We start from the raw sequence: 22,643 nt of genomic DNA, 5'->3' as shown, positions 1-22,643 counted from the left end.
GTGGCTCACCTCCGGGGGAGCAGAACATTACGGTGCCATTCGAAAAAAGCAGGCAGGACGCGGCGAAGGACGCGGAAGGCCGATATTCCACCGCGCACCGTGCCGATCCGGACGAGTTCATGTTCAGGAGCGTCCACGACCACCCGTACGGCCGCAACCGGGCGCGGTTCGGCGCGCACGGCGCTCCAGAGCGTGGACGCCGACTCCATGTCGACCGCGATCGCGCCCGTCGCACGCAGGTCGGCCCGCTCGGGTCCGCGCACCACGTGGTCGGAGCCGGTGAGCGGGCCGGTGTGCACGGTGCGCCCCGGCAGGATCCGCACGAGCTCCTTGACCAGCAGGTCGACGCCGACGCAGGGCACCCGGCCGCGCGGGTCCCGGGTCTCCTCGGCGACGACCAGGTCGCCGGGGTGCATGCCGGGGGCGAGACCGGCGCAGAAGCCGGTGGCCAGCACGGCCGCCCCGCCGAGCACCGGGCCGGTCAGCACCCGGGTGACGGAGCGTTCGGCCGCCTTCGGGCCCATGCCCGTCCGTAGGACGGTGACCGGCCCGTCGGCCCCGCTGCGGTCGCCCAGGCGCAGGGCGAGGTGCTCGATGCCGAGCGCGCAGGCGATCAGCAGCGGGGCCGGGACGGGCTGTGCGCTCATCAGCTCCCCTCGGCCTCGGGGACGGCCGCGTGCGGGGCGGGCTTCGTGCCGAACGGCTCCCCGTGCAGGTACCGGCCCAGCGCGGTCAGCGGGAAGACCTGCCGGTAGAGGTGGTAGTTGATCGAGAAGTCCCAGGGGAAGCCGGTGCCGGTGAAGTAGGGCTCGTCCCAGGAGCCGTCCTCCCGCTGTGTCTGCGCGAGCCACGCGACACCGCGTTCGACGGCCTTGGAGTCCCGCTCGTCCGCCGCCAGCAGCGCCATCAGGGCCCAGGCGGTCTGCGAGGCCGTCGAGGCGCCCCGGCCACTCCAGCGGGCCGGGTCCCGGTAGGAGCGCAGGTCCTCGCCCCAGCCGCCGTCGTCGTTCTGCACCCGCTCCAGCCAGGCCACCGCCCTGCGGATGGCGGGATGCCGGGGGGAGAGCCCGGCTGCGGTGAGCGCGGGCACCACCGACCCGGTGCCGTAGACGTAGTTGACGCCCCAGCGCCCGAACCACGAACCCTCCGGCTCCTGTTCGGCCAGCAGCCAGGCGATGCCGCGCCGGGTGCGCGGGTCGTGCGCGAGCCCCTCGACGGCCAGCATCTCGACCACATGGGCGGTGACGTCGGCGGACGGCGGGTCGATGACCTCGCCGAAGTCGCAGAACGGCAGCCGGTCGGGGAACGGGCTGGTGTTGTCGACGTCGAAGGCGCCCCACGCGCCGTTCTTCGACTGCATCCCGAGGTTCCACCGCACACCGCGCGCGATGGCCCGTTCCATCCGCTCCGGGTCGTGGTGCGCGACCCTGCGCAACGCGAGCACCACCTCGGCGGTGTCGTCGATGTCCGGGTAGTTGTCGTTGTGGAACTCGAACGCCCAGCCGCCCGGCGGAAGTTGAGGTCGTCGCACCGACCAGTCGCCGGGGCGCACGACCTGCTCGCCGAGCATCCAGTCGGCGGCCTTCACCAGTTGCGGATGGTCGGCGGGCACTCCCGCGTCGGCCAGCGCGATGGTCGCCAGGCAGGTGTCCCACACCGGTGACTGGCAGGCCTCGATCATCCGGGCGCCGTCCTCGCGCCACAGGGCGTAACGGTCGAGCGACCGCAGGCCGGCCCGCATCACTGGGTGGCCGAGGTCGTAGCCGAGCAGGTGCAGGGCGATGACCGAGTACACGGCGGGCGGCTGGATCCCGCCCCAGCAGCCGTCGTTCTCCTGGCGCTCGACGATCCACCGGGCGGCGGAGTTCAGGGCCGCCTTGCGCAACCCGCGCACCGCGACCCTGCGGTAGCCGCGCACCACCTTGTCGAGCCGCTGGAAGAGGCCGTCCCAACTGTGCACGGGGGCGAGGGGCCGGGGCGGATCGGGGTTCGCCGGGTCGGTGTGCAGCTCGTCGAGCGGGAAGGGCGCCGGCCGCACCGGGCGCTTCGCGGAGACGACGGTGAGCGGCACGATCGTCTGGCGGGCCCAGCAGCCGAAGTTGTAGATGCTCAGCGGAAACCATCTGGGGAAGAACAGGAGCTCGGGCGGCAGTTCGGGCAGGGCCTCCCACTTCCACCAGCCGAACAGGGCCAGCCAGATGCGGGTGAAGACCCGCGCGGCGGCGATGCCCCCCTGGTCGCGGATCCAGGCGGAGGCCCGGGCCATATGGGGCGCGTCGGGTTCGTCGCCGGCCAGCCGCAGGGCGACGTACGCCTCGACGGTGGCGGAGAGGTCGGGCGGGCCGCCGTAGAAGGTGGCCCAGGTGCCGTCCTCGCGCTGCTCACCGCGGACGAAGAGGGCGGTGGCGCGGGTGGTGGCCTCGTCGCGGATGCCCAGGAACTGGCGGAGCAGCAGATCCTCGGCGTCCATGGTGACGTTCGTCTCGAGGTCGCCCTTCCACCAGCCCTCGGCGTCCTGCCGGGCGAGCAGGAAGTCGGTGGCGCGTTGCGTGGCGCGTGCGGCGGCTTCTTGTACCCCGGCCGGCGCGGGGATGGTGAGGGCGGTTTCGCTGGCCGCGGCAGCGCGGGGCGGCAGGGCCGCCCCGGTGCTTCCGTCGGTCGTCGCTGTCATGGCTTCCCCTTCGTGCAGTGTGCATGGCGTTGCGTCTGCTGTGGGTCCGCCGTCGGCCGGTGCTCTCTCCTCGCACACCGGCCGGCGACTACGCGAGGGCTATTCGACCGATAGTGATCATCTCTTTCGTACGACGACGAAGTCGGCGAGCGCCGTGAACCGCTCCCGCACCGGCTCGGGCATGTCCACGGCGTTCAGGGCCTCGATGGCGACCGCGTGCTGCCGGCGGGCCTCCCCGGCGGTCCACTCACGGCCGCCCGCCTCCTCGATCAGGGCGGCCCGGGCCGCGAACTCCTCCTCGGAGAAGTTGTCGAAGTCGCTGCTCTTGGCGTCCGCGGCGAGGATCTCGCCGAGCCGCTCGGAGGCGGAGCCGCCCGCGGCGAGGGCGGCCACCACGGGCAGCGACTTCTTGCGCTGGCGCAGGTCGCTCCAGGTCTGCTTGCCGGTGGCCTCCGGGTCGCCCCAGATGCCGAGGAGGTCGTCGACGGCCTGGAACGCGAGGCCGAGGTGGTGGCCGTACTTCTCCAGGGTGTCCGCGGTGCGCTCGTCGGCGCCACCGAGGACCGCGCCGATGGAGCTGGCGCAGGCCAGCAGGGCGCCGGTCTTGTTGCCCTCCATCTCCAGGCACTCCTCGACGCTGACCCGGTCGCGGTGTTCGTAGGAGATGTCCTGGGCCTGGCCGTCGATGAGGGCGCGGCTGGCGGTGGTCAGCCGGCGCGTGGCGCGGCCGGCCTCGGCCGTGCCGAGTTCCAGCAGGATCTCGTTGGCGAGGGCGAACAGGGCGTCGCCGACCAGGATGGCCTGGGCGGGACCGTGCACCTTCCAGACGGTGTCGCGGTGCCGGCGCTGCTCGTCGCCGTCCATCAGGTCGTCGTGCAGGAGCGAGAAGTTGTGGACCAGCTCCACGGCGACCGCGCCGGGCACGCCGACCTCGGGAGCGGCCCGGCGACCTCCGCGGAGAGCACGGCGAGTGCGGGGCGCACGGCCTTGCCGCCGTCGCCGTCGGTCGGGTTGCCCTGCGCGTCGATCCAGCCGAAATGGTAGGCGGCGACCGTGTCCATGGGCGGCGCCAGACGGTCGACGGCCGCCCGCAGCACCGGTGTGGCCAGGGTGCGGCCGCGCTCCAGGAGCGCGGTCACGTCCACCGCGGTCCGCCGGGCGGCCGACGTGGCCGGGGGCACAGTGGGCACAGATTCTCCTCTTGTCGCGGTACCGGAGGGGGTGCGGGGGTGTGCCGAGCCGTGCTGATCGAACGTCACCCGGTGCCACCTCGCAGGGGCACGCCGGTTCCCGCCGGTTCTCGGCCGGGGGTGCGGGGGTCGCCCCCCGGGACGATGCAGTGGGCCGCTTCCTCGAAAGCGAAGAGGCGACGGGGTCGGGGCCGGCCCAGGGCGCCGAGCGCGGCGTCCGCCGCGCTCACACCGCTGCGGACCGCACTCTCCATGGTCGCGGGCCACCCGGTGGCGGTCCACGCTCCGGCCAGGTACAGGCCGGGGGCTTCGGTGCGGGCGCCGGGGCGAAGCCGCCCGACGCCCGGGGTGGGGGCGAACGTGGCGGTCCGCTCCCTGGTCACGAAGAAGTCCTTCACCTCGGCGCCGCGCGCGCCCGGCAGCAGCCGCCGCAGCTCTGGCAGGTAGCGCTCGCGCAGCGCGGCGACGGGCTCGTCGATCTCGTCCTGCGCGGCGGACTGCGACAGGGCGAGGTACTGGCCCTCGCGCAGCCCGGAGGCGTGGGTGCGGTCGAAAACCCACTGCACGGGGGTGCCGAGGGCCGCGAAGAAGGGCGCGTCGAGCACCTTGCGGTCATAGACGACATGCACGTTGAGGATCGGCGCGGTGCCGATCTCCAGCAGTCGTCCCGCGTCGGGGAGCGCTCCGTCGGGCAGCAGGTCGTACGCCTCGCGCTGCGGTACGGCGAGCACGACGGCGTCCGCGCGGAGCGTCACGCCGGGAACCCGCACGCTCCACGTCCCGTCGCCGTCGGGAACGAGGGAGGTGACGCGGGTACGGACCTCGGTGCGCACGCCCGCGGCGTCGAGCGCCTTGCGGGCCAGCCCGTCGTGCAGCTCGCCCAGCGGGACGTGCGCCCAGCCGATGTCGGCCGCTCCCGGGTCGGACAGCAGGCCGGTCTTGAACACCATCGCGGCGAGCCCCAGCGAGCAGTCGCCCGCGACCGCGTTGAGGGTGGCGACCCCGACCAGGTCCCACAGGGCCTCGACGGCGCGCGCCGACTGTCCGTGGGCGGTCAGCCAGCTGCCGAAGTCCTGGGCGTCCAGGGCCGGATCGGCGAGGTCGAGGCCCTTGAGGGCGAGTGCGGCGCGGCCCACTTTGGCGCGTTCGGCGAGCGAGAGGTGCGGGTACGCGGCGAGGCTGCGCCCCAGGTGCAGGGGCACCGGCAGCGGGTCGCGGCGCAGCCTGCCGAGCCGCCGCCCCTCGGGCTTGCCGGCGTCGACGACGGGCACGTCGAGACGGTTCTGCAGCGGCGCCAGCGCGCTGCCGTCGATGCGGTCGAGGAACCACCGGTAGGCGGTGCAGCAGCGCAGGTAGACGTGCTGTCCGTTGTCGACGGTCAACTCTCCGCGCCGGAAGGAGAAGGCGAGGCCGCCCAGGCGCGGACGGCCCTCGAGCAGGGTGACGCGCACGCCCGCGTCGGCCAGCGCGAGCGCGGCGGTGACTCCGGCCAGCCCGCCCCCGACGACGACGGCGGTGCGCCCCGAAGGTTCGGGCGCCTGCTCGGCGTCCGCGAGCTGCTCGTGGTTCATCGTGCCCCCTCCCGTGCAGGCCGGCCGTGGTGTTTGAATGCTGCACCGCAGGTCGTCGCTGTCAGGGACGCCGCGCCGCACCGGAGGGTTGCGCGCCGCTTTTCCCCGGTGGCGTCACCGTGGTCCACGTCGTCGCCCGGCACGTCCATCAGGTGTGCCTCCTGACTCTCCGTCGCGACACGTGGCGGGCGTCCAGGCCCGACAGTCCGCGCACGGCGACATAGGCCTTCTCCCGCCCGGGCAGCGAGACGCGGCCGCGCAGCACGGCCTCGGGGTCGCGCTCGATGCGGTCGAGGAGCCGGCGGTAGATGCCGGCCATCGCGGCGACACAGGCGCCGCTGCGCCGGTCGAGCATGGGCAGCAGCCGGTAGCCCTCGGCGAACAGGGCGCGGGCCCGCCGCACCTCGAAGTGGACGAGACCCGCGAAGTCGGAGCCCTCCGGCGGCTTCGGCCCGTCGAACCCGGCCGAGCAGCCGAACTTGGCGAGGTCGTCGGCGGGCAGATAGGTCCGGCCGCCCGCGGCGTCCTCGCGGACGTCTCTGAGGATGTTCGTGAGCTGGAGTGCGAGCCCGAGCGTGTCGGCGTACTCCGGCGCGCGCTCGGCTCCGCGCGCCCCCGGCTGGGTCCCGAACACTCCGAGGGAGAGCCGCCCGATGGCCCCCGCCACACAGCGGCAGTACACCTTCAGGTCGTCCCAGGTCTCGTACGTCTCGCCGCGTACGTCCATCAGCACGCCGTCGATCAGCTCGTCCAGGCCGCCCAGCGGGACCGGGAAGGCCCGGGCCGTGTGCGCGAGGGCGACCGCGACCGGGTCGGTGTCGTCCTCCTCGATCTCGCCCGCGCGGACGCGGCTCAGCAGCGCCCGGGTGTCCTCGAGGCGGGCGCTCTTGACGTCGCCGTCCAGCGCCCCGTCGCCGATGTCGTCGACCCGGCGCGAGAACGCGTAGAGCGCCGACATCGCCCGGCGTTCGGGCGTGGGCAGCAGCCGGATCCCGTACGCGAAGTTGCGGGCCTGGTGTCCGGTGACGGTCTCGCAGTAGCTGTAGGCGGCGAGCACCGGAGCGGACGCGTGCACAGACGGCTCCACGGCCCGGATCACCCCTCTCCTCGCAGGGTCACGCCCACCTCGCGCAGCAGCCGGAGCTTGCCGGGCTTGGGCGGGCCGGGAAGTACGTCGTACTCGGCGGCGGCGATCGCCTCGAGCGCCGCCCTTCCTCCCGCCACGAACCCCGCGAGCAGCAGTCTCAGCCTGCCGTGGACGCTACCCACCAAAGGGGCGCCTTCATTCAGGAGATCGCGGGCGCGTTGCGCCTCGTAGGCGACCAGCGCGCGCACGGACGCGCCCGCGGTCGCCGCGGCGAGGTCCGCTTCCTGGACGTGAAAGCGCTTCATGTCCGCGGCGGGAAGGTAGACACGGTCGCGGCCGAGGTCCTCGGCCACGTCCTGGAGGTGCTCGACGATCTGCAGTGCGGTGCAGATCGCGTCGGAGAGGCGGATCCGCTCGGGGGTCGAGGCGCCGGTGACGGCGAGGACCAGGCGGCCCACGGGGTTGGCGGACAGCTCGCAGTAGGCGACGAGGTCGTCGTAGGTCTCGTAGCGGGTGACGAGCTGGTCCTGCCGGTTGGCTGCGATCAGGCCGAGGAAGGGCTCGGGACCGAGCGCCTGACGGCGCACGGTCGGCTGGAGGCGACGCAGCAGGGGATGTCGGGGCGGGCCGTCGGACCCGTCGAAGACCCGCCGCAGATCGGCCTCGAACGCGTCCAGCAGGACCGTGCGGTCCGCGGCCTCGGCGGCCGGCACCCCGAGCAGCCGGGCGTCGACGCCGCCCGGCGCGAGGTCTCCGTCGCCGATGTCGTCGACGAGACGGGCGAAGCCGTAGACGGCCATGAGGTCGGCACGCCAGGCCCGGGGCAGGAAGAAGGGGGCCACGGGGAAGTTCTCCTGCGCGGCCTTGTCCAGCGTGCCGTCGACCGGGTCGCCGGTGCGTGGCGCGGCGGGCGCCGTCATCCCCGGCCGCCCGCTGCGGAAACGGCGCGGCCTGCGCTGAGCTGGGGAGTTTCCGTAGCCATTGCCGTCACATCTCCCGTTCTACACTGCCGACCCAAGGCACACTATTTCGGACACGCCGCCCGCACGTCGGCACGGGGCCCCGGCCTTGGGGCTGAGCGTTATCGCCCCACTTGACGCGTTTCGGGACCGGTCCAGCTTACGTTGTACAACGCAGCGAGGTGCGCAGGGGTGTCCTGCACATCACAACAACACACCGATCGGCGTCAAGATTCCTTGCGGGCGCGGGAGTTGACGCTTCCTTTGCAGACGCGGGGCCCCGCCGGACTCTTCCGGCGGGGCCCCGCGTCAGGACTTTCGCAGCACGCCCTACTTGCCCGAGAACTTCTCGTACTCCCGCAGGACCTCTTCGGTCGGCCCGTCCAGGCGCAGTTCACCACGCTCCAGCCAGAGCACCCGGTCGCAGGTGTCCCTGATCGACTGGTTGCTGTGGCTGACCAGGAACACCGTGCCGGCCTGCTCGCGCAGCTCCCGCACCCGCGCCTCGGAGCGCCTGCGGAACTTGGCGTCGCCGGTGGCGAGGGCCTCGTCGATCATCAGGACGTCGTGGTTCTTGGCCGCGGCGATGGAGAACCGCAGCCGGGCCTGCATGCCGGAGGAGTAGGTACGCATCGGCAGGCTGATGAAGTCGCCCTTCTCGTTGATGCCCGAGAAGTCGACGATCCCCTGGTAGCGCTCCCTGATCTCCTCACGGGACATGCCCATGGCCAGACCGCCCAGGATGACGTTGCGTTCGCCGGTGAGGTCGTTCATCATCGCGGCGTTGACGCCCAGCAGCGAGGGCTGGCCGTCGGTGTAGACCTTGCCGCTCTCCGGCGGCAGCAGCCCGGCGATGGCGCGCAGCAGGGTGGACTTGCCCGAGCCGTTGGAGCCGATCAGGCCGATCGCCTCGCCCCGGTGGGCGACGAAGGAGACGCCGCGCACCGCGTGCACCCTGCGCACGCCGCGCTCCTCGCCGCGCTTGACGATACGGCTGAGGGCGGCGGTGGCGCTGCCCTTCCCGCTCTTCGCGCCGTTGACGCGGTAGACGATGTGGACCTGGTCGGCGATGACCGTCGGGACCCTGCGTCCCGCCTGGTCTCCCGGAAGCGGATCAACCACGGCCGTACCTCTCCTCCGCCTTCCAGAAGTACACGAACCCGCCGACGGCCATGAGGACCGCCCAGCCGCCCGCGACCGCCCAGACATGGTCGGGCAGGTTCTCCGCGCCGTACTTTTCGATGAGCGCGAAGCGCATGAGGTCCATGTAGATGGCGGCGGGGTTCCACTGCAGGACGTTCGCCACCCACTGCGGCTTGTCCGCGAGGAAGACGGGGATGGAGAACATCACGCCGGAGGCGTACATCCACGTCCGCATCACGAACGGCATCAACTGCGCCAGGTCGGGGGTCTTGGCGCCGGCCCGCGCGAACACCAGCGCCAGGCCGATGTTGAAGCAGAACTGCAGGGCGAGCACGGGGACGATCAGCGCCCAGGACAGGTCCGGGTAGCTGCCCATGCCGATCACCACGGCGAACAGCACCAGCATCGAGTACAGCAGTTGCTGGAGCTGCTGCAGCGCGAGGGAGATCGGCAGCGAGGCACGCGGGAAGTGCAGCGCGCGCACCAGACTGAGGTTGCCGGAGATCGCCCGGACGCCGCTCATCACCGAGGTCTGCGTGAAGGTGAACACGAAGACACCGGTGACCAGGAACGGGATGTACACGTCCTTGGGCATTCCGCGGCTGGTGTTGAGGAGAACGCCGAAGATCACGAAGTACACGGCAGCGTTCAGCAAGGGCGTGGCCACCTGCCACAGCTGGCCCAGCTTGGCCTGGCTGTACTGCGCGGCCAGCTTCGCCCGGGAGAACGCCAGGATGAAGTGACGGCGCCCCCACAGCTGGCGGACGTACTCCCGCAGCGGAGGCCGGGCGCCGCTCACGGCCAGCCCGTACTTGGCTGCCAGCTGCGCCGCCGTGAGGCCCTCGTCGGGCGACGGAAGCGCGCTCACGGCGACTCCGACGTCATGCGTTGTCTCACTCACAGGTAGGAACCTTCGTCTTCGGAATGCGCAGCCCCTGGGGGACCCGCATGAGCCGGGGGCCCGGGTTACGTCCCGGGGCCCTCAGGGACGAGCTTGTCAGATCACCGGAGGCCGGCCCAGTCGGGTCAGCCGCCACACCGTACGCCACTTCATGGGCCTGCGCGGCCCGCAGGAAGTGCTCCAGCCCTCCCGGAAACCGCCGAACCACGCCTTCAGGGCCGGCCCCGAGGGGCGGCGGACCAACGTGAGCGCCATCCAGACCCGAGGTAGACCGGGACCAGCGGGGCGGGAAGGTTCCGGCGGGCCAGCCACACCCGGTTGCGGGCCACCATGCGGTGGTACACCGCGTGCCGCGAGGGCGCGGTCGTCGGGTGGTGCAGCACCATGTCCGACCGGTAGTCGATCATCCAGCCCGCGTCGAGCGCCCGCCACGCCAGGTCGGTCTCCTCATGGGCGTAGAAGAACTCGCCGGGGAGACCGCCGACCTGCGCGAGCACCTTCGTGCGGACGGCGTTCGCGCCGCCGAGGAAGGTGGTGACCCGGGACGAGCGCATCGGGTCGGAGGCGCGCAGCCGGGGCACGTGGCGGCGCTGGGTGACGCCGGTGTCCGGGTCGGCGATCCGGAAGCTGATGATGCCCAGTTCCGGATCGGCGTCGAAGGCCCGGCGGCACAGCTCGGCCGTGTCCGTGTGGGCCAGCAGTCCGTCGTCGTCCAGGAAGAGCAGGACGTCGACGTCGCGGCCGCCGGGCCCGAAGGCCTCGATGCCCACGTTGCGGCCGCCGGGGATGCCGAGGTTCTCGGGCAGCTCGATCGTGCGCACGCCCTCGGGGACGTCCGGGACGGGCGCGCCGTTGCCGACCACGACCACCTCCACCCGGTCGCCGTCCTGCCCGGCGATCGAGTCGAGCAGGGCGCGCAGCTCGTCGGGGCGGTTGCCCATGGTGATGACGACCGCGCCGACCTTCGCCGCCGCGCTCACTTGAGCCTGCTCGAGGCGAGGATGGACACCAGGTGCAGCAGCGTCTGCAGGAGCGCGATGCCGGCCAGCACGGCCACGCCGAGACGGGAGAAGAACAGGTCGCCGCGCACCTGGTCGACCACGGCCAGGACCAGGATGAGCAGGGACGCCTCGATGCCGAGGATCAGCCGGTGGAATTTGAGCGCCGCGGCGGCCCGGCGGGCCAGCGCCATGCCGGAGGAGCGCGGCTCGGACGCCGCCTCCTTGACCGGAGGCAGCCCGCCCTGGTGCCGGGCGACGCCGACGAGGTCGGTCTCCGCCTTGATCAGGATCGCGCCGAGCGCGGCCAGCGTGCCGAGGAAGGCCCACAGCCAGTCGATCCGCCCGCCGCCCCACAGGTCGGCGGCGCGCAGACCGAAGCCGACGAGCACCGCCGCGTCGGTCAGGTACGCGCCGACCCGGTCCAGGTAGACCCCGGCCAGCGAGTACTGCTTCTTCCAGCGCGCGATCTCGCCGTCCACACAGTCCAGCAGCAGGTACATCTGGACGCAGACCACGCCGAGCACGGCGCCCGTGATTCCCGGCACCAGCAGGGCCGGGGCCGCGAGCACCCCGAAGACGGTCATCAGATACGTGAGCTGGTTGGGCGTGACCCTGGTGTTCACCAGGCAGCGGTCCACCCGCAGGGACACCTCACGCATGTAGAGGCGTCCCATCCAGTGCTCACCGCTGCGACGGTCCTTCACCCCCGGGGGGTGGACGACCGGTCTGAGTTCAGCTACCGATGGCCTTGACATATTCGGTGTAGACGTCCTTGATCTGGTCGGGCTCGAGGTCGAGGTGTTCGAGGATCGTGTAGCGGCCGGGCCGGGTCTCGGGGGCGAACTCCACGGCGCGGACGAATTCGTCCACCGTGAAGCCGATCTCCTCGGGCAGGACGGGCAGTCCGTGCCGGCGCAGCACCTGGGCCATGTAGGCCGACTCCTCGTGGGCTCCGCGCAGGTACATCGCGAAGGCCGCGCCGAGTCCGCACTGTTCGCCGTGGGCGGCGGCCCGCTTGGGGAAGAGCAGGTCGAAGGCGTGGTTGATCTCGTGGCACGCGCCGGAGGAGGGGCGGGAGTCGCCCGACACCGACATCGCGATGCCGCTGAGCACCAGCGCCTCGGCCAGCACCTGGAGGAAGCCGGTGTCGCCGATGCCGCCCGGGTGTCGCAGCACGGCCTCGCCGGCCTGGCGGGCGATCGCGGCCGCGAGACCGTCGATCTTCTCGCCCCTGACCCGGTTGGCGAGCTCCCAGTCCGCGATGGCCGAGATGTTGGACACCGCGTCGCCGATGCCGGCGCGCACGAACCGCACCGGGGCCTCGCGGATGACGTCCAGGTCGATCACCACGGCGATCGGGTTCGGCACTCCGTAGGAGCCGCGGCCCGCGTCGTTGTCGAGGGTGGCGACCGGCGAGCACAGCCCGTCGTGCGCGAGGTTCGTCGGCACCGCGACCAGCGGCAGGCCCACCCGCGCCGCGGCGAACTTCGCACAGTCGATGATCTTGCCGCCGCCCAGGCCCACAACCGCGTCGAAGTGGCCGGCCTTGATGTCGCCGGCCAGCCTGATCGCGTCGTCCAGCGTGCCGCCGCCCACCTCGTACCAGGTGGCGTCCGGCATCGAGGCGGCCAGCCGCTCACGCAGCCGCGCGCCCGAGCCACAACTGACGGCGACCGCGAGCTTGCCGGAGTGCGAGATCCGCTCGTCGGCAAGGACGTACGCGAGGTCGTCGAGGGCGCCCGGGCGGATGTCCACGACGAGCGGCGAGGGGATCAGCCGGGTCAGTACAGGCACGCGATCTCCCGTCCACGGGCGAGATCGTCGTGGTTGTCGATCTCCACCCACTCGACGTCGCCGATCGGCGCCACGTCGATACGGAAGCCGCGGTTCACCAGCTCCTGGTAGCCGTGCTCGTAGAACTGCTGCGGGTCGGTCTCCCACACGGCCTTGAGGGCGTCGGCCAGTTCGGGAGCCGCGTCGCCCTCGATGAGGGTGACGCCGATGTACTCGCCGGTGGCCTCGGCCGGATCCATCAGCTTGGTGATCTTCGTCATGCCCCGCTCGGGGTCGACGACGACCTTCATCTCCTCGTCCGCGAGGGACTTCACGGTGTCCAGCGCGAGGATGATCTTCCTGCCCTCGCCGCGGGCGGCGAGCAGCGTCTTCTCCACGGACACCGGGTGCACGGTGTCGCCGTTGGCGAGGATCACGCCGTCCTTGAGAGCGTCACGACCGCACCACAGGGAGTAGGCGTTGTTCCACTCCTCGGCCTTGTCGTTGTCGATGAGGGTGAGCTTGAGGCCGTACTTGGCCTCCAGCGCCGCCTTGCGCGCGTACACGGCCTCCTTGCGGTAGCCGACGATGACCGCGACCTCGGTCAGCCCGATCTCGGCGAAGTTGCCGAGCGTCAGGTCCAGGACCGTGGGCTCGCCTTCCCTGCCCGCGGGCCCCACCGGCACCAACGCCTTGGGCAGACTGTCCGTGTAGGGCCGCAGACGCCGTCCGGCGCCGGCCGCCAGCACGAGGCCGATCATGCGGGTTCTCCTTCATCGTGTACGGCGGGAGCGCCGCCCTTGTGGGCGGCCACCCAGAAGCGGATGCTCTCCAGGAGCACCAGCACGGCGACGGCCACGGCGAGGACCGTGAGCGCGACCGTGAACTGCGAAGCGGTGAGCAGCGCGGCCAGCACGGCCACGAGCAGCGTCCGCCCCTCCTGTCCCCCGACGGTGCGCACCAGCCAGGCCGGCGGCGCTCCGGCGTCGCCGCGGATGCGGTACACCGTGTCGTAGTGATGGTAGGCGACGGCGGCGACCAGCCCGAAAGCCGCCGGAAGGGCTCCGTCCACGTCGGCGCGGGCCGCGAGGATCAGGACCGTGCCGTACTCGGCGGCGCGGAACAGCGGGGGGATCAGCCAGTCGAGGGCGCCCTTGAGGGGATGGGTGACGGCCTCGGCGCACGCCAGCACGTACGCGCCGGCCATCAGGACGACCCACCAGCTCGGGCCCCACATCCAGGCCCCGAGGGTGACCAGGACGGCGCCCACGGCGGCGCTGAGGGGCGCGGTCGGCCGGGGCCTGCCGGGAAGGAGGCGGACCAGCGCCTCGGTCAGCGGCCCGCTGTCCGCGAGGTCCGCCAGCGCCTGCGCCGCCCGGTCGGTCCGCCTGGCCTTGCGGGTCAGCGAGCGCAGGACGCGGCCCGCCGTCGTGTACGTCGCGGCGAAGGCGCAGCCGACGAGCAGCGCGTAGAAGGTGATGCGGGGTGTGGTGGCCGCGGTGAGGACGGCGATCATGGCCCATCGTTCGCCGATGGGCAGGACTATCATCCGCCGCACCCAGACCGTCCAGCCGACGCTGTCGAGCTTGTCGGAGAGCGCGGCGGTGGGGCTGGTGTTGGCGGTGGCGTCGTGGTTGGCCTCGTTGAAGGAGAAGTCCACGACGTGCCGGCAGGTCTGCAGGACCATGGCGCCCAGCGCGAGCGCCCACACGTCGTCGCCGCCGCGGGCCGCTCCCAGGGCGAGGCCCGCGTAGTAGGCGTACTCCTTGGCCCGGTCGAAGGTCGCGTCGAGCCAGGCGCCCAGCGTGGAGTACTGCAGGGAGTAGCGCGCGAGCTGGCCGTCGGTGCAGTCCAGGACGAAGGAGGCGATCAGCAGGACGCCGGCCGCGACGAACCCGCCGCGGGTGCCGGTGGCCGCGCAGCCCGCCGCGATCAGCGCGGTGATCAGCGAGGCGGTGGTGACCTGGTTCGGGGTGAGGCCGCGGCGGGCGCACCAGCGGGCGATGTAGCGGGAGTACGGGCTGATGAAGTAGGTGGTGAAGAAGCCGTCGCGGGCCTTGACGGCCGACTTCAGCCGTACCGCCTCGTCGTCCAGGGCGGCCACAGCCTGCCGGGCCTCGTTGCGGGTCTGCGGGTCGGCGGGCACCTGCGCGACGAGGCTGCCCAGTTCGGGGCGGTGCACGCCGGCGCCGTCGGCGTCCAGGGCGGCGACCACGCGGTCGGCGAGACTGTCGACGGCCAGCAGGGTGCCGCCGCTCGCGGAGTTCTCGCGGGCCATCGCGCGGGTCAGTGCCTGCCGGCCGGCCGGTTGCGCGGTCAGCGCGCCCGGGATCGCGGCGAGCGGGAAGCGGGGGTCGGTGAGGCCCAGGCGCAGCGCGTGCTCGTGGCCGACGAAGCGGGCATCCACGACGGCGACGCGCTGGTCGCCGGGGACGGCGGCGAGGAGCGCTTCGGCGTCACCGGCGTCGGAGGCGGTCAGGACGTCGAAGCCGAGGGACCGCAGGTCGCCCTCGATCGACGATCCGGGGACCGGCGAGCCGGTGAGGATGGCGGTCGGCAACCGAACTCACTCCCTGGGTCCGGCGCGCTTCACACCGGTCATGAACGATGGGGGGGCGCCCCTTGGCTGCACCGGCGACCTCACCGGCGCCGCACCAGGCGGGCGGCATGTCGGCAGAGGCTATCGGATGCCGGGAAGGCCGCGTTCACCGCCCGTTCCGGCACGGCCGACACGGTCCCCCGGCGCCACCGGCCCCCGGTGGAACCGGCCTTCGCCGAGATCATCATGGGTGATCGGCGGCCCGGCCGACAAACCGCGCCCCCCGGATCCGACATCCGGGACAGCGCCCACGGCCCGGGCCTTCCGCACGCTCGGCATAGGGTCACAGGCATGACGTGGCTGATCACCGGCGGAGCCGGATACATTGGGGCCCATGTGGCGCGGGCCGTGACGGGGGCCGGAGAAAAGGTCGTCGTGCTGGACGACCTCTCGACCGGCGTCACCGCCCGGCTCGGGGCGGACGTCCCGCTCGTCAGGGGCTCTGCGCTCGACGGCGACCTGCTCCGCAAGACCCTCGCGGAGCACGCCGTGACCGGTGTGGTGCACCTGGCCGCGCACAAGCAGGTCGGCGAGTCGGTGGCGCAGCCCACCCGCTACTACCGGGACAACGTGGGCGGTCTCGCCACACTGCTCGAGGCGGTCGCCGAGGCCGGGATCCGGCGGTTCCTGTTCTCCTCCTCCGCCGCCGTCTACGGCAATCCCGATGTGGACCTCATCACCGAGGACACCCCGTGCGCGCCGGTGAACCCGTACGGCGAGACCAAGCTCGCCGGGGAGTGGCTGGTGCGGGCGGCGGGGCAGGCGCACGGCATCGCGACGACGTGCCTGCGCTACTTCAACGTGGCCGGGGCGGCGGCGCCCGAGCTGGCCGACACCGGGATCTTCAACGTCGTCCCGATGGTCTTCGACCGGCTGACCCGCGACGAGGCCCCGCGGATCTTCGGCGCCGACTATCCGACGCCGGACGGCACCTGTGTGCGGGACTACATCCACGTGGCGGACCTGGCCGAGGCCCATCTCGCGGCGGCCCGGCGGCTGAGCGCGCCGGACGCGGCGGGCGACCTGACGGTGAACATCGGCCGGGGCGAGGGCGTCTCGGTGCGCGAGCTGGTCACCCTCATCGGCGAGGTCACCGGCGACACCCGCCCGGCGGTCGTGGAGGGGCGCAGGCCCGGGGACGCGCCGCGCGCGGTGGCCGCGGCGGGACTGGCGGCCCGGGAACTGGGGTGGACGGCCCGGCGAGGGGTGCGGCAGATGGTCGAGTCGGCGTGGCAGGGCTGGCGGCTGCACCGCCCCTGACCCGGCTGGAGCTGCCCTGACCTGCACTTCGTTTCCGCAGGTCAGGGCACATGACAACGGTGTTCAGTGCCGCGTTGCCGGATACCCCCCACCCGTAGTTCACTGTGAGCCCGGGCAGCACGCGCACGGACCACAGGAAGGCTGCATCCATGGGGGCTGGGCACGACCACGGCCACACGCACGCACCGCCCGCCGGCACCGCCACGGCGGCGTACCGCGGCAGGCTGCGCGGCGCTCTGGCGATCACGCTCGGCGTCATGGTGGTGCAGATCGTCGGCGGGGTGCTCGCGGACTCCCTGGCGCTGGTCGCGGACGCGGCGCACATGGCGACGGACGCTCTGGGGCTGGGCATGGCCCTGCTCGCCATCCACTTCGCGGGCCGGCCGCCGAGCGCGAACCGCACCTTCGGGCTCGCCCGCGCCGAGATCCTGGCCGCCCTCGCCAACTGTCTGCTGCTGCTCGGGGTGGGCGGCTACGTCCTGTACGAGGCGGTCCAGCGGTTCCTCACGCCGGCCGCCACCGAGGGCGGGCTGATGCTCTGGTTCGGCGCGATCGGCCTGGTGGCGAACATGGTCTCGCTGGCCCTGCTGATGCGCGGCCAGGCGGAGAGCCTGAACGTGCGCGGGGCGTTCCTGGAGGTGGCCGCCGACACGCTGGGGTCGGTGACGGTGCTGATCTCGGCGGCGGTGATCCTGACCACCGGCTGGCAGACCGCCGACCCGATCGCCTCCCTGGTCATCGGCCTGATGATCGTGCCGCGGACCGTGAAGCTGCTGCGCGAGACGCTCGACGTGCTGCTGGAGTCGGCTCCCAAGGACGTCGACATGGCCGAGGTGCGGTCCCACATCCTCGACCTGGACGGGGTGGAGGACGTCCACGACCTGCACGCCTGGACGATCACCTCCGGCATGCCGGTGCTGTCGGCGCACGTGGTGGTGAGTTCGGAGGCGCTCAACGCGATCGGCCACGAGAAGATGCTGCACGAGCTCCAGGGCTGCCTGGGCGACCACTTCGACGTGGAGCACTGCACCTTCCAGCTGGAGCCGAGCGGGCACGCCGAACACGAGGCGCGGCTCTGCCACTGAGGGCTTCCGCGGCACACGACTCGCGGCACACGACTCGATGCGCACACCCGTTCGGTACGGTTCCGTGGACGCGCCGCCGGGCAAGATCGCCTTCGGGGTCCCCCGCCGCGCCGACGGGACGCGCGCGCGGACATGCGCGCTTTCCCGCGAACAGCCGGGAGGGCCGGGCGAGTGCGGCAGACTGGGACGCGAAAACCGATGCTAAGGATGGGTATGCCGATCACACCTGCCACCGCGACACACGACTCGTCTGCCGGGATCGCTGAAGCGATCCTGCTGGAACTGGTCGACGAGAACGGCGTCACGATCGGCACCGCGGAGAAGCTCGCCGCCCATCAGCCGCCCGGACAGCTGCACCGCGCGTTCTCCGTGTTCCTCTTCGACGAGCGGGGCCGGCTGCTGCTCCAGCAGCGCGCGCTCGGCAAGTACCACTCCCCCGGGGTGTGGTCCAACACCTGCTGCGGCCACCCCTACCCGAACGAGGCGCCGTTCGCGGCGGCCGCCCGGCGCACCCACGAGGAGCTGGGCGTCTCCCCGTCGTTGCTCGCCGAGGCGGGCACGGTCCGCTACAACCATCCGGACCCGGAATCGGGCTTGGTGGAGCAGGAGTACAACCACCTCTTCGTCGGGCTGGTGCAGTCCCCGCTGCGACCGCGGGCGGACGAGGTCGGCGACACTGCCTTCGTGACCCCCGCGGAACTGGCGGAACGCCACGCGAAAGAGCCGTTCTCCGCCTGGTTCATGACCGTCCTGGACTCGGCACGGCCCGCGGTCCGCGAGCTGACGGGACCCTCGGCCGGCTGGTGAGGCTCAGGGCGTCCGCACGGGCTTGAGCGGCAGGGCGGCCCAGATCACCTTGCCGCCGCCCGCCGTGTGCTCGACGTCGCACACCCCGCCCGCCTCCCTGGCGATCTCCCGCACCAGGAGCAGTCCCCGGCCGCCGGTGCGGCCGTGATCGGCCTCCAGGGCGGTCGGGCGGTAGGGGTGGGCGTCCTCCACGGCGACCCGCACCCACTCGGCTCCGACGGCGACCTCCACGGCGAGCACCGGCGACAGCAGGGCCGCGTGCCGGACGGCGTTGGTCACCAGCTCGGAGACGATCAGCAGGAGCCCCTGGACCAGGTCGTCGGAGAGCGGTACGCCCTGGCGGTACAGCAGGTCCCGGACGGCGTGCCGGGCCTGCGGGACCGAGGCGTCCACGGCGGAGGCGGTGAACCGCCAGACGCCCTCGTAGGGCAGGGGGCGCGGCACGGACTCCGCGGACTCCGCGGGGGGCTCGGGAAGTGCGCCTGGGCCGCCCTCTGGGCGTGGGTCGGGCCCGCGCCCGTGATCGTCCATCGTCCGGTCGCCGCCCTCGCGCTCGATTGTCGCCACGTCCGAAATGTTGGCAACGAGGCGGTCCGCTCCGGATGGCTGAACAGAAGTCAGCGGTTATCGAGCGTTATCGACCGCCTCCGGAAGACCGGGGCGAGTGCAGGACCGTTTCTTTCGCGTTCCCGCCGCCTTCGCGCCCTCTTCGGGTCGTACGTGGTCCGGCGGCGGCGCTCTTGCCGTTTTGACTCCCTTTGCCACCGTCGCCGCTTCCGTCCCCGGCTGCCGAGGTGATCATGGGACCATCGGGATGGTTAGCATCCGGGGCATGGAGCCCGAACTGCTGCACGGCGTCACGGAGACGGTCGCCACCGTCGTCCTGCACCACCCTGCGAAACGCAATGCGATGACGGCCGCGATGTGGGCGGGGCTGCCCCCGCTGCTGGACGCCCTGGCCGCCGATCCCGCCGTACGGGTGCTCGTCCTGACGGGGGCGGGCGGCACCTTCTGCGCGGGCGCCGACATCTCCACCCTCCAGGACTCGCCGGACGAGGCGCAGGCGCTGGCGGTGCGGGCCGAGGAGGCCCTGGCGGCGTTCCCGAAGCCGACGCTGGCGGCCGTGCGGGGGCACTGCGTCGGCGGCGGCGCCCAGCTCGCCGCCGCCTGCGACCTGCGGTTCGCCGAGGAGGGCGCGCTGTTCGGGGTGACCCCGGCCCGGCTCGGGATCGTCTACCCGTCCTCCGCCACCCGGCGACTGGTGTCCCTGGTGGGTCCCGCCACCGCCAAGTACCTTCTGTTCTCCGGCGAGTTGATCGACACGGAGCGGGCGCTGCGCACGGGGCTGGTCGACGAGGTGCTCCCTGCGGACGGGCTCGACGAGCGGGTCGACGAGTTCACCCGCCTGCTGGCGTCGCGCTCGCAGCTGACCCAGGCCGCCGCCAAGGAGTTCGCGAACGGCCGCACCGACCGGGACGCCCACTGGAGCGCGCAGGCGCGCGGCAACGGCGACACCGCGGAAGGCGTCGCCGCGTTCCTGCAGCGCCGGGAGCCGCGCTTCACCTGGACTACCTCAGGATGAAGCGGCTGCGGGCCCTCGGCGCGTCCACCAGGTGCGCGGGCGCCTCGTCCGGGGCGCCCGCGTCGTAGGGGGCTGCGGGTCGTACTCCACGCCCAGCTGAACGGCCTGCGCCATGCGGACGGTCCTTCGCCCGGCCCGGCACGGCGGCAATGACGTATTTCCCACCTTTCCTGCCATGCCCCGGGCTGATCACCGGCATGGACGGCCCGCCCCGAGGTACCCGGCCGAGGCAGCCGTCCTGACAGGACCCGGCCGTGACCGACCGGGCGAGGAAAGGGGAATCTCGTGTTCCGTGCTATCGCAGACGTACTGCGGCAGATCGGTGGCGCCGTCGCCACCGTGGTGACGCTGCCCTTCCGGGCGCTCGCCCGCCTCTTCGGCGGCGCGTCGGGCTCGGCCCACGGCCGCAGGGCCTGATGACCGTGCCCTGATCGCCGATTGTCGGCGCCGCCTGCCACAATTGCCGCGCAAACCTCAGTGGAGAAGGCGGTACGGGATCGTGACGACACCCGGGTCCATCGAAGCAGGATCCATCGAAGGCAGGATCGCCGAGGAACTCGGCGTACGGGAGCGGCAGGTCAAGGCCGCCGTGGAGCTGCTCGACGGCGGCTCGACGGTGCCCTTCATCGCCCGCTACCGCAAGGAAGCGACCGAGATGCTCGACGACGCGCAGCTGCGCACGCTCGAGGAGCGGCTGCGCTACCTGCGGGAGCTGGAGGAGCGGCGGTCGGCGGTCCTGGAGTCGGTCCGCGAGCAGGGCAAGCTCACCGACGTCCTCGAGGCGCAGATCCGCGGCGCGCAGACCAAGGCGCGCCTCGAGGACATCTACCTCCCGTTCAAGCCCAAGCGGCGCACCAAGGCGCAGATCGCGCGCGAGGCGGGCCTCGAGCCGCTCGCCGAGGGCCTGCTCGGGGACGCCTCGGTGGACCCGCTCGCGGCGGCCGCCGCGTTCGTGGACGCCGACAAGGGCGTCGCCGACCCGCAGGCCGCGCTGGACGGCGCGCGGGCCATCCTCACCGAGCGGTTCTCGGAGGACGCCGACCTGATCGGCGAGCTGCGCGAACGCATGTGGGCGCGCGGGCGGCTCGCCGCCAAGGTGCGCGAGGGCAAGGAGGAGGCGGGCGCGAAGTTCGCCGACTACTTCGACTTCGCCGAGCCGTTCACCGCGCTGCCCTCGCACCGGATCCTGGCGATGCTGCGCGGCGAGAAGGAGGACGTCCTCGACCTCGTCCTGGAGCCGGAGGAGCCCTCCGAGCAGCCCGGCCCCTCCTCGTACGAGCCTCTCATCGCGTCGCGGTTCGGGATCGCCGAGCGCGGTCGCCCCGGCGACAAGTGGCTGAGCGACACGGTCCGCTGGGCGTGGCGCACCCGCATCCTGGTCCACCTCGGCATCGACCTGCGGCTGCGGCTGCGCACGGCCGCCGAGGACGAGGCCGTGAACGTGTTCGCCGCCAACCTGCGCGACCTGCTGCTCGCCGCCCCGGCCGGCACGCGCGCGACGCTGGGCCTGGACCCCGGCTTCCGCACGGGCGTGAAGGTCGCCGTCGTCGACGCGACCGGCAAGGTCGTCGCCACGGACGTGATCTATCCGCACGTCCCGGCGAACAAGTGGGACGAGGCGATCGCGAAGCTCGCGCGGCTGGCGAGGGAGCACGCGGTCGACCTGGTCGCGATCGGCAACGGCACCGCGTCCCGCGAGACCGACAAGCTGGCCGGTGAACTCATCGCGAAGCACCCGGAGCTGCGGCTCACCAAGGTGATGGTGTCCGAGGCGGGCGCGTCCGTGTACTCGGCCTCCGCCTTCGCCTCCCAGGAACTGCCCGACATGGACGTGTCGCTGCGCGGCGCCGTGTCGATCGCCCGCCGGCTCCAGGACCCGCTCGCCGAGCTGGTGAAGATCGACCCCAAGTCGATCGGCGTCGGCCAGTACCAGCACGACCTGTCCGAGGTGAAGCTGTCGCGTTCGCTGGACGCGGTGGTGGAGGACTGTGTGAACGGCGTCGGCGTGGACGTCAACACGGCCTCGACGCCGCTTCTGTCGCGGGTGTCCGGCATTTCCTCCGGTCTCGCCGAGAACATCGTGGCGCACCGGGACGCCAACGGGCCCTTCACCTCCCGCTCCGAGCTGAAGAAGGTGGCCCGGCTCGGCCCGAAGGCCTACGAGCAGTGCGCCGGCTTCCTGCGGATCCGCGGCGGCTCCGACCCGCTCGACTCCTCCAGCGTGCACCCCGAGGCGTACCCGGTGGTGCGGCGCATGGTGAAGACCTCCGGCCAGGAGGTGGCCGCCCTGATCGGCAACACGGGCGTCCTGCGCTCGCTGCGGCCGGCGGACTTCGTGGACGAGACGTTCGGGCTGCCGACCGTCACCGACATCCTCAGGGAGCTGGAGAAGCCCGGGCGTGACCCGCGGCCCGCCTTCAAGACGGCGACCTTCAAGGACGGCGTGGAGAAGATCTCCGACCTGACCTCGGGGATGGTCCTGGAGGGCGTGGTGACGAACGTGGCGGCCTTCGGGGCGTTCATCGACATCGGCGTCCACCAGGACGGGCTGGCACATGTCTCCGCGCTGTCGAAGACGTTCGTCAAGGACCCCCGGGACGTCGTCAAGCCCGGCGACATCGTCAAGGTGAAGGTGCTCGACGTCGACATCCCGCGCAAGCGGATCTCGCTGACACTGCGGCTCGACGACGAGGCCGCCCCGCGGGGCGGCCAGGGAGAGCCCTCCGGCGGGGGCCGTCCGCAGCGCGGCGGCGGGCGACCGCCGCAGCAGCGGCAGCAGGGCGGTCAGCGCGGCGGTGGCGGAGGCGGAGGTTCACGCCAGGCTCCGCCGCCGGCCAACAGCGCCATGGCCGACGCCCTGCGCCGAGCGGGCCTGGCGGACCCGAAGAGGGGCAGGGGCTGACCGACGAGTGCACCGGGCCCGCGGCACGCTCCAAGCCGCGGGCCCGGCACGGCGCCTGCCCGGCACGGCGCCTGCCCGGCACGGCGCTGTGGGCTCGGAGAGTGGCGGCGGG

The 22,643-nt window shown here is 72.5% G+C and carries 19 protein-coding genes and 3 pseudogenes; 6 read left to right on the top strand and 16 right to left on the bottom strand.

Features of this window, described 5'->3' with window-relative positions:
- Window positions 1–5: 5 nt before the first annotated feature.
- The 14 genes and pseudogenes from QA802_RS36355 to QA802_RS36295 form a co-directional block, all read right to left on the bottom strand.
- Window positions 6–647, bottom strand: a complete 642-nt coding sequence (locus tag QA802_RS36355; RefSeq protein ID WP_334531949.1) for a 5'-methylthioadenosine/S-adenosylhomocysteine nucleosidase family protein — start codon at window positions 645–647, stop codon at window positions 6–8.
- Entirely contained in the window at window positions 647–2,671 is a 2,025-nt protein-coding gene (gene shc, locus QA802_RS36350; protein WP_334531946.1) for a squalene--hopene cyclase, read from the bottom strand. Before shc ends, QA802_RS36355 begins: the two co-directional genes overlap by 1 nt.
- Window positions 2,672–2,788: 117 nt before the next feature.
- Window positions 2,789–3,816 (bottom strand): annotated as a pseudogene (locus tag QA802_RS36345) (polyprenyl synthetase family protein).
- 110 nt (window positions 3,817–3,926) lie between these two features.
- On the bottom strand, window positions 3,927–5,432 hold the full coding sequence (gene hpnE / locus QA802_RS36340; RefSeq protein ID WP_334531943.1) for a hydroxysqualene dehydroxylase HpnE: 1,506 nt from the start codon (window positions 5,430–5,432) through the stop codon (window positions 3,927–3,929).
- Window positions 5,429–5,581 carry a DUF6380 family protein gene (locus QA802_RS41785; protein WP_443042227.1) on the bottom strand — a complete coding sequence of 51 codons (153 nt, stop codon included), beginning with the start codon at window positions 5,579–5,581 and terminating at the stop codon, window positions 5,429–5,431. Before QA802_RS41785 ends, hpnE begins: the two co-directional genes overlap by 4 nt.
- On the bottom strand, window positions 5,581–6,531 hold the full coding sequence (hpnD, locus tag QA802_RS36335) for a presqualene diphosphate synthase HpnD (protein WP_334531940.1): 951 nt from the start codon (window positions 6,529–6,531) through the stop codon (window positions 5,581–5,583). Before hpnD ends, QA802_RS41785 begins: the two co-directional genes overlap by 1 nt.
- Complete coding sequence (gene hpnC / locus QA802_RS36330) at window positions 6,528–7,439, bottom strand: squalene synthase HpnC (RefSeq protein WP_334531937.1); 912 nt, start codon at window positions 7,437–7,439, stop codon at window positions 6,528–6,530. The genes hpnD and hpnC overlap by 4 nt, the downstream gene beginning before the upstream one ends.
- Before the next feature lie 369 nt (window positions 7,440–7,808).
- Entirely contained in the window at window positions 7,809–8,600 is a 792-nt protein-coding gene (locus tag QA802_RS36325; protein ID WP_334531935.1) for an ABC transporter ATP-binding protein, read from the bottom strand.
- Window positions 8,593–9,522 carry an ABC transporter permease gene (locus tag QA802_RS36320; protein WP_334531932.1) on the bottom strand — a complete coding sequence of 310 codons (930 nt, stop codon included), beginning with the start codon at window positions 9,520–9,522 and terminating at the stop codon, window positions 8,593–8,595. Before QA802_RS36320 ends, QA802_RS36325 begins: the two co-directional genes overlap by 8 nt.
- A 96-nt stretch (window positions 9,523–9,618) precedes the next feature.
- Window positions 9,619–10,463 (bottom strand): annotated as a pseudogene (locus tag QA802_RS36315) (glycosyltransferase family 2 protein).
- A 35-nt stretch (window positions 10,464–10,498) separates the two neighbouring features.
- The gene (locus QA802_RS36310) at window positions 10,499–11,278 is read right to left on the bottom strand and encodes a CDP-alcohol phosphatidyltransferase family protein (protein WP_319171692.1); all 780 of its coding nucleotides are present in this window, start codon (window positions 11,276–11,278) and stop codon (window positions 10,499–10,501) included.
- Window positions 11,256–12,317, bottom strand: a complete 1,062-nt coding sequence (locus QA802_RS36305) for an iron-containing alcohol dehydrogenase family protein (RefSeq protein ID WP_334531928.1) — start codon at window positions 12,315–12,317, stop codon at window positions 11,256–11,258. The genes QA802_RS36310 and QA802_RS36305 overlap by 23 nt, the downstream gene beginning before the upstream one ends.
- The gene (locus QA802_RS36300) at window positions 12,305–13,057 is read right to left on the bottom strand and encodes a phosphocholine cytidylyltransferase family protein (RefSeq protein ID WP_334522378.1); all 753 of its coding nucleotides are present in this window, start codon (window positions 13,055–13,057) and stop codon (window positions 12,305–12,307) included. The genes QA802_RS36305 and QA802_RS36300 overlap by 13 nt, the downstream gene beginning before the upstream one ends.
- Complete coding sequence (locus QA802_RS36295; protein ID WP_334531926.1) at window positions 13,054–14,856, bottom strand: DUF5941 domain-containing protein; 1,803 nt, start codon at window positions 14,854–14,856, stop codon at window positions 13,054–13,056. Before QA802_RS36295 ends, QA802_RS36300 begins: the two co-directional genes overlap by 4 nt.
- A 330-nt stretch (window positions 14,857–15,186) precedes the next feature.
- On the opposite strand from QA802_RS36295, the gene galE reads away from it, so the two are divergent.
- The 3 genes from galE (at window position 15,187) to idi (ending at window position 18,047) form a co-directional block, all read left to right on the top strand.
- Window positions 15,187–16,155, top strand: a complete 969-nt coding sequence (gene galE / locus QA802_RS36290) for a UDP-glucose 4-epimerase GalE (RefSeq protein ID WP_334531924.1) — start codon at window positions 15,187–15,189, stop codon at window positions 16,153–16,155.
- A gap of 149 nt (window positions 16,156–16,304) precedes the next feature.
- The gene (locus QA802_RS36285) at window positions 16,305–17,240 is read left to right on the top strand and encodes a cation diffusion facilitator family transporter (RefSeq protein WP_334531922.1); all 936 of its coding nucleotides are present in this window, start codon (window positions 16,305–16,307) and stop codon (window positions 17,238–17,240) included.
- Window positions 17,241–17,453: 213 nt separating this feature from the next.
- The gene (idi, locus tag QA802_RS36280) at window positions 17,454–18,047 is read left to right on the top strand and encodes an isopentenyl-diphosphate Delta-isomerase (RefSeq protein WP_334531919.1); all 594 of its coding nucleotides are present in this window, start codon (window positions 17,454–17,456) and stop codon (window positions 18,045–18,047) included.
- 3 nt (window positions 18,048–18,050) lie between these two features.
- On the opposite strand, the gene QA802_RS36275 is transcribed toward idi, so the two are convergent.
- The gene (locus tag QA802_RS36275; RefSeq protein ID WP_334535103.1) at window positions 18,051–18,578 is read right to left on the bottom strand and encodes an ATP-binding protein; all 528 of its coding nucleotides are present in this window, start codon (window positions 18,576–18,578) and stop codon (window positions 18,051–18,053) included.
- Between the two features lie 301 nt (window positions 18,579–18,879).
- Here QA802_RS36275 and QA802_RS36270 point away from each other — a divergent pair, with 301 nt between their 5' ends.
- Window positions 18,880–19,629, top strand: coding sequence for an enoyl-CoA hydratase/isomerase family protein (locus tag QA802_RS36270; protein WP_334531916.1), 750 nt, complete (start codon window positions 18,880–18,882; stop codon window positions 19,627–19,629).
- Here the strand turns inward: QA802_RS36270 and QA802_RS36265 are convergent.
- A pseudogene (locus QA802_RS36265) lies at window positions 19,616–19,740 on the bottom strand (DJ-1/PfpI family protein); the annotation flags it as partial. The gene QA802_RS36270 and the pseudogene QA802_RS36265 sit on opposite strands and share 14 nt — an antisense overlap.
- 174 nt (window positions 19,741–19,914) lie before the next feature.
- Between QA802_RS36265 and QA802_RS36260 the strand changes: the two are divergent.
- Both QA802_RS36260 and QA802_RS36255 read left to right on the top strand, forming a co-directional pair.
- Window positions 19,915–20,046, top strand: coding sequence for an LPFR motif small protein (locus QA802_RS36260; protein WP_306947312.1), 132 nt, complete (start codon window positions 19,915–19,917; stop codon window positions 20,044–20,046).
- 82 nt (window positions 20,047–20,128) lie between these two features.
- Entirely contained in the window at window positions 20,129–22,531 is a 2,403-nt protein-coding gene (locus QA802_RS36255; RefSeq protein ID WP_334531908.1) for a Tex family protein, read from the top strand.
- The last annotated feature ends 112 nt before the right edge of the window (window positions 22,532–22,643 follow it).

Origin of the sequence: Streptomyces sp. B21-105 (assembly GCF_036898465.1) — a bacterium.
In the GTDB taxonomy this organism is placed as follows: domain Bacteria; phylum Actinomycetota; class Actinomycetes; order Streptomycetales; family Streptomycetaceae; genus Streptomyces.
This window is presented reverse-complemented; position numbering and strand designations above follow the sequence as displayed.

What these genes read in the sequence shown, in the direction of transcription:
- QA802_RS36355 (WP_334531949.1), bottom strand. Translation starts at nt 647, where the DNA reads ATGAGCGCACAGCCCGTCCCGGCCCCGCTGCTGATCGCCTGCGCGCTC.
- shc (WP_334531946.1), bottom strand. Translation starts at nt 2,671, where the DNA reads ATGACAGCGACGACCGACGGAAGCACCGGGGCGGCCCTGCCGCCCCGC.
- hpnE (WP_334531943.1), bottom strand. Translation starts at nt 5,432, where the DNA reads ATGAACCACGAGCAGCTCGCGGACGCCGAGCAGGCGCCCGAACCTTCG.
- QA802_RS41785 (WP_443042227.1), bottom strand. Translation starts at nt 5,581, where the DNA reads ATGGACGTGCCGGGCGACGACGTGGACCACGGTGACGCCACCGGGGAA.
- hpnC (WP_334531937.1), bottom strand. Translation starts at nt 7,439, where the DNA reads ATGACGGCGCCCGCCGCGCCACGCACCGGCGACCCGGTCGACGGCACG.
- QA802_RS36310 (WP_319171692.1), bottom strand. Translation starts at nt 11,278, where the DNA reads ATGTCAAGGCCATCGGTAGCTGAACTCAGACCGGTCGTCCACCCCCCG.
- QA802_RS36300 (WP_334522378.1), bottom strand. Translation starts at nt 13,057, where the DNA reads ATGATCGGCCTCGTGCTGGCGGCCGGCGCCGGACGGCGTCTGCGGCCC.
- galE (WP_334531924.1), top strand. Translation starts at nt 15,187, where the DNA reads ATGACGTGGCTGATCACCGGCGGAGCCGGATACATTGGGGCCCATGTG.
- QA802_RS36285 (WP_334531922.1), top strand. Translation starts at nt 16,305, where the DNA reads ATGGGGGCTGGGCACGACCACGGCCACACGCACGCACCGCCCGCCGGC.
- idi (WP_334531919.1), top strand. Translation starts at nt 17,454, where the DNA reads ATGCCGATCACACCTGCCACCGCGACACACGACTCGTCTGCCGGGATC.
- QA802_RS36275 (WP_334535103.1), bottom strand. Translation starts at nt 18,578, where the DNA reads ATGGACGATCACGGGCGCGGGCCCGACCCACGCCCAGAGGGCGGCCCA.
- QA802_RS36270 (WP_334531916.1), top strand. Translation starts at nt 18,880, where the DNA reads ATGGAGCCCGAACTGCTGCACGGCGTCACGGAGACGGTCGCCACCGTC.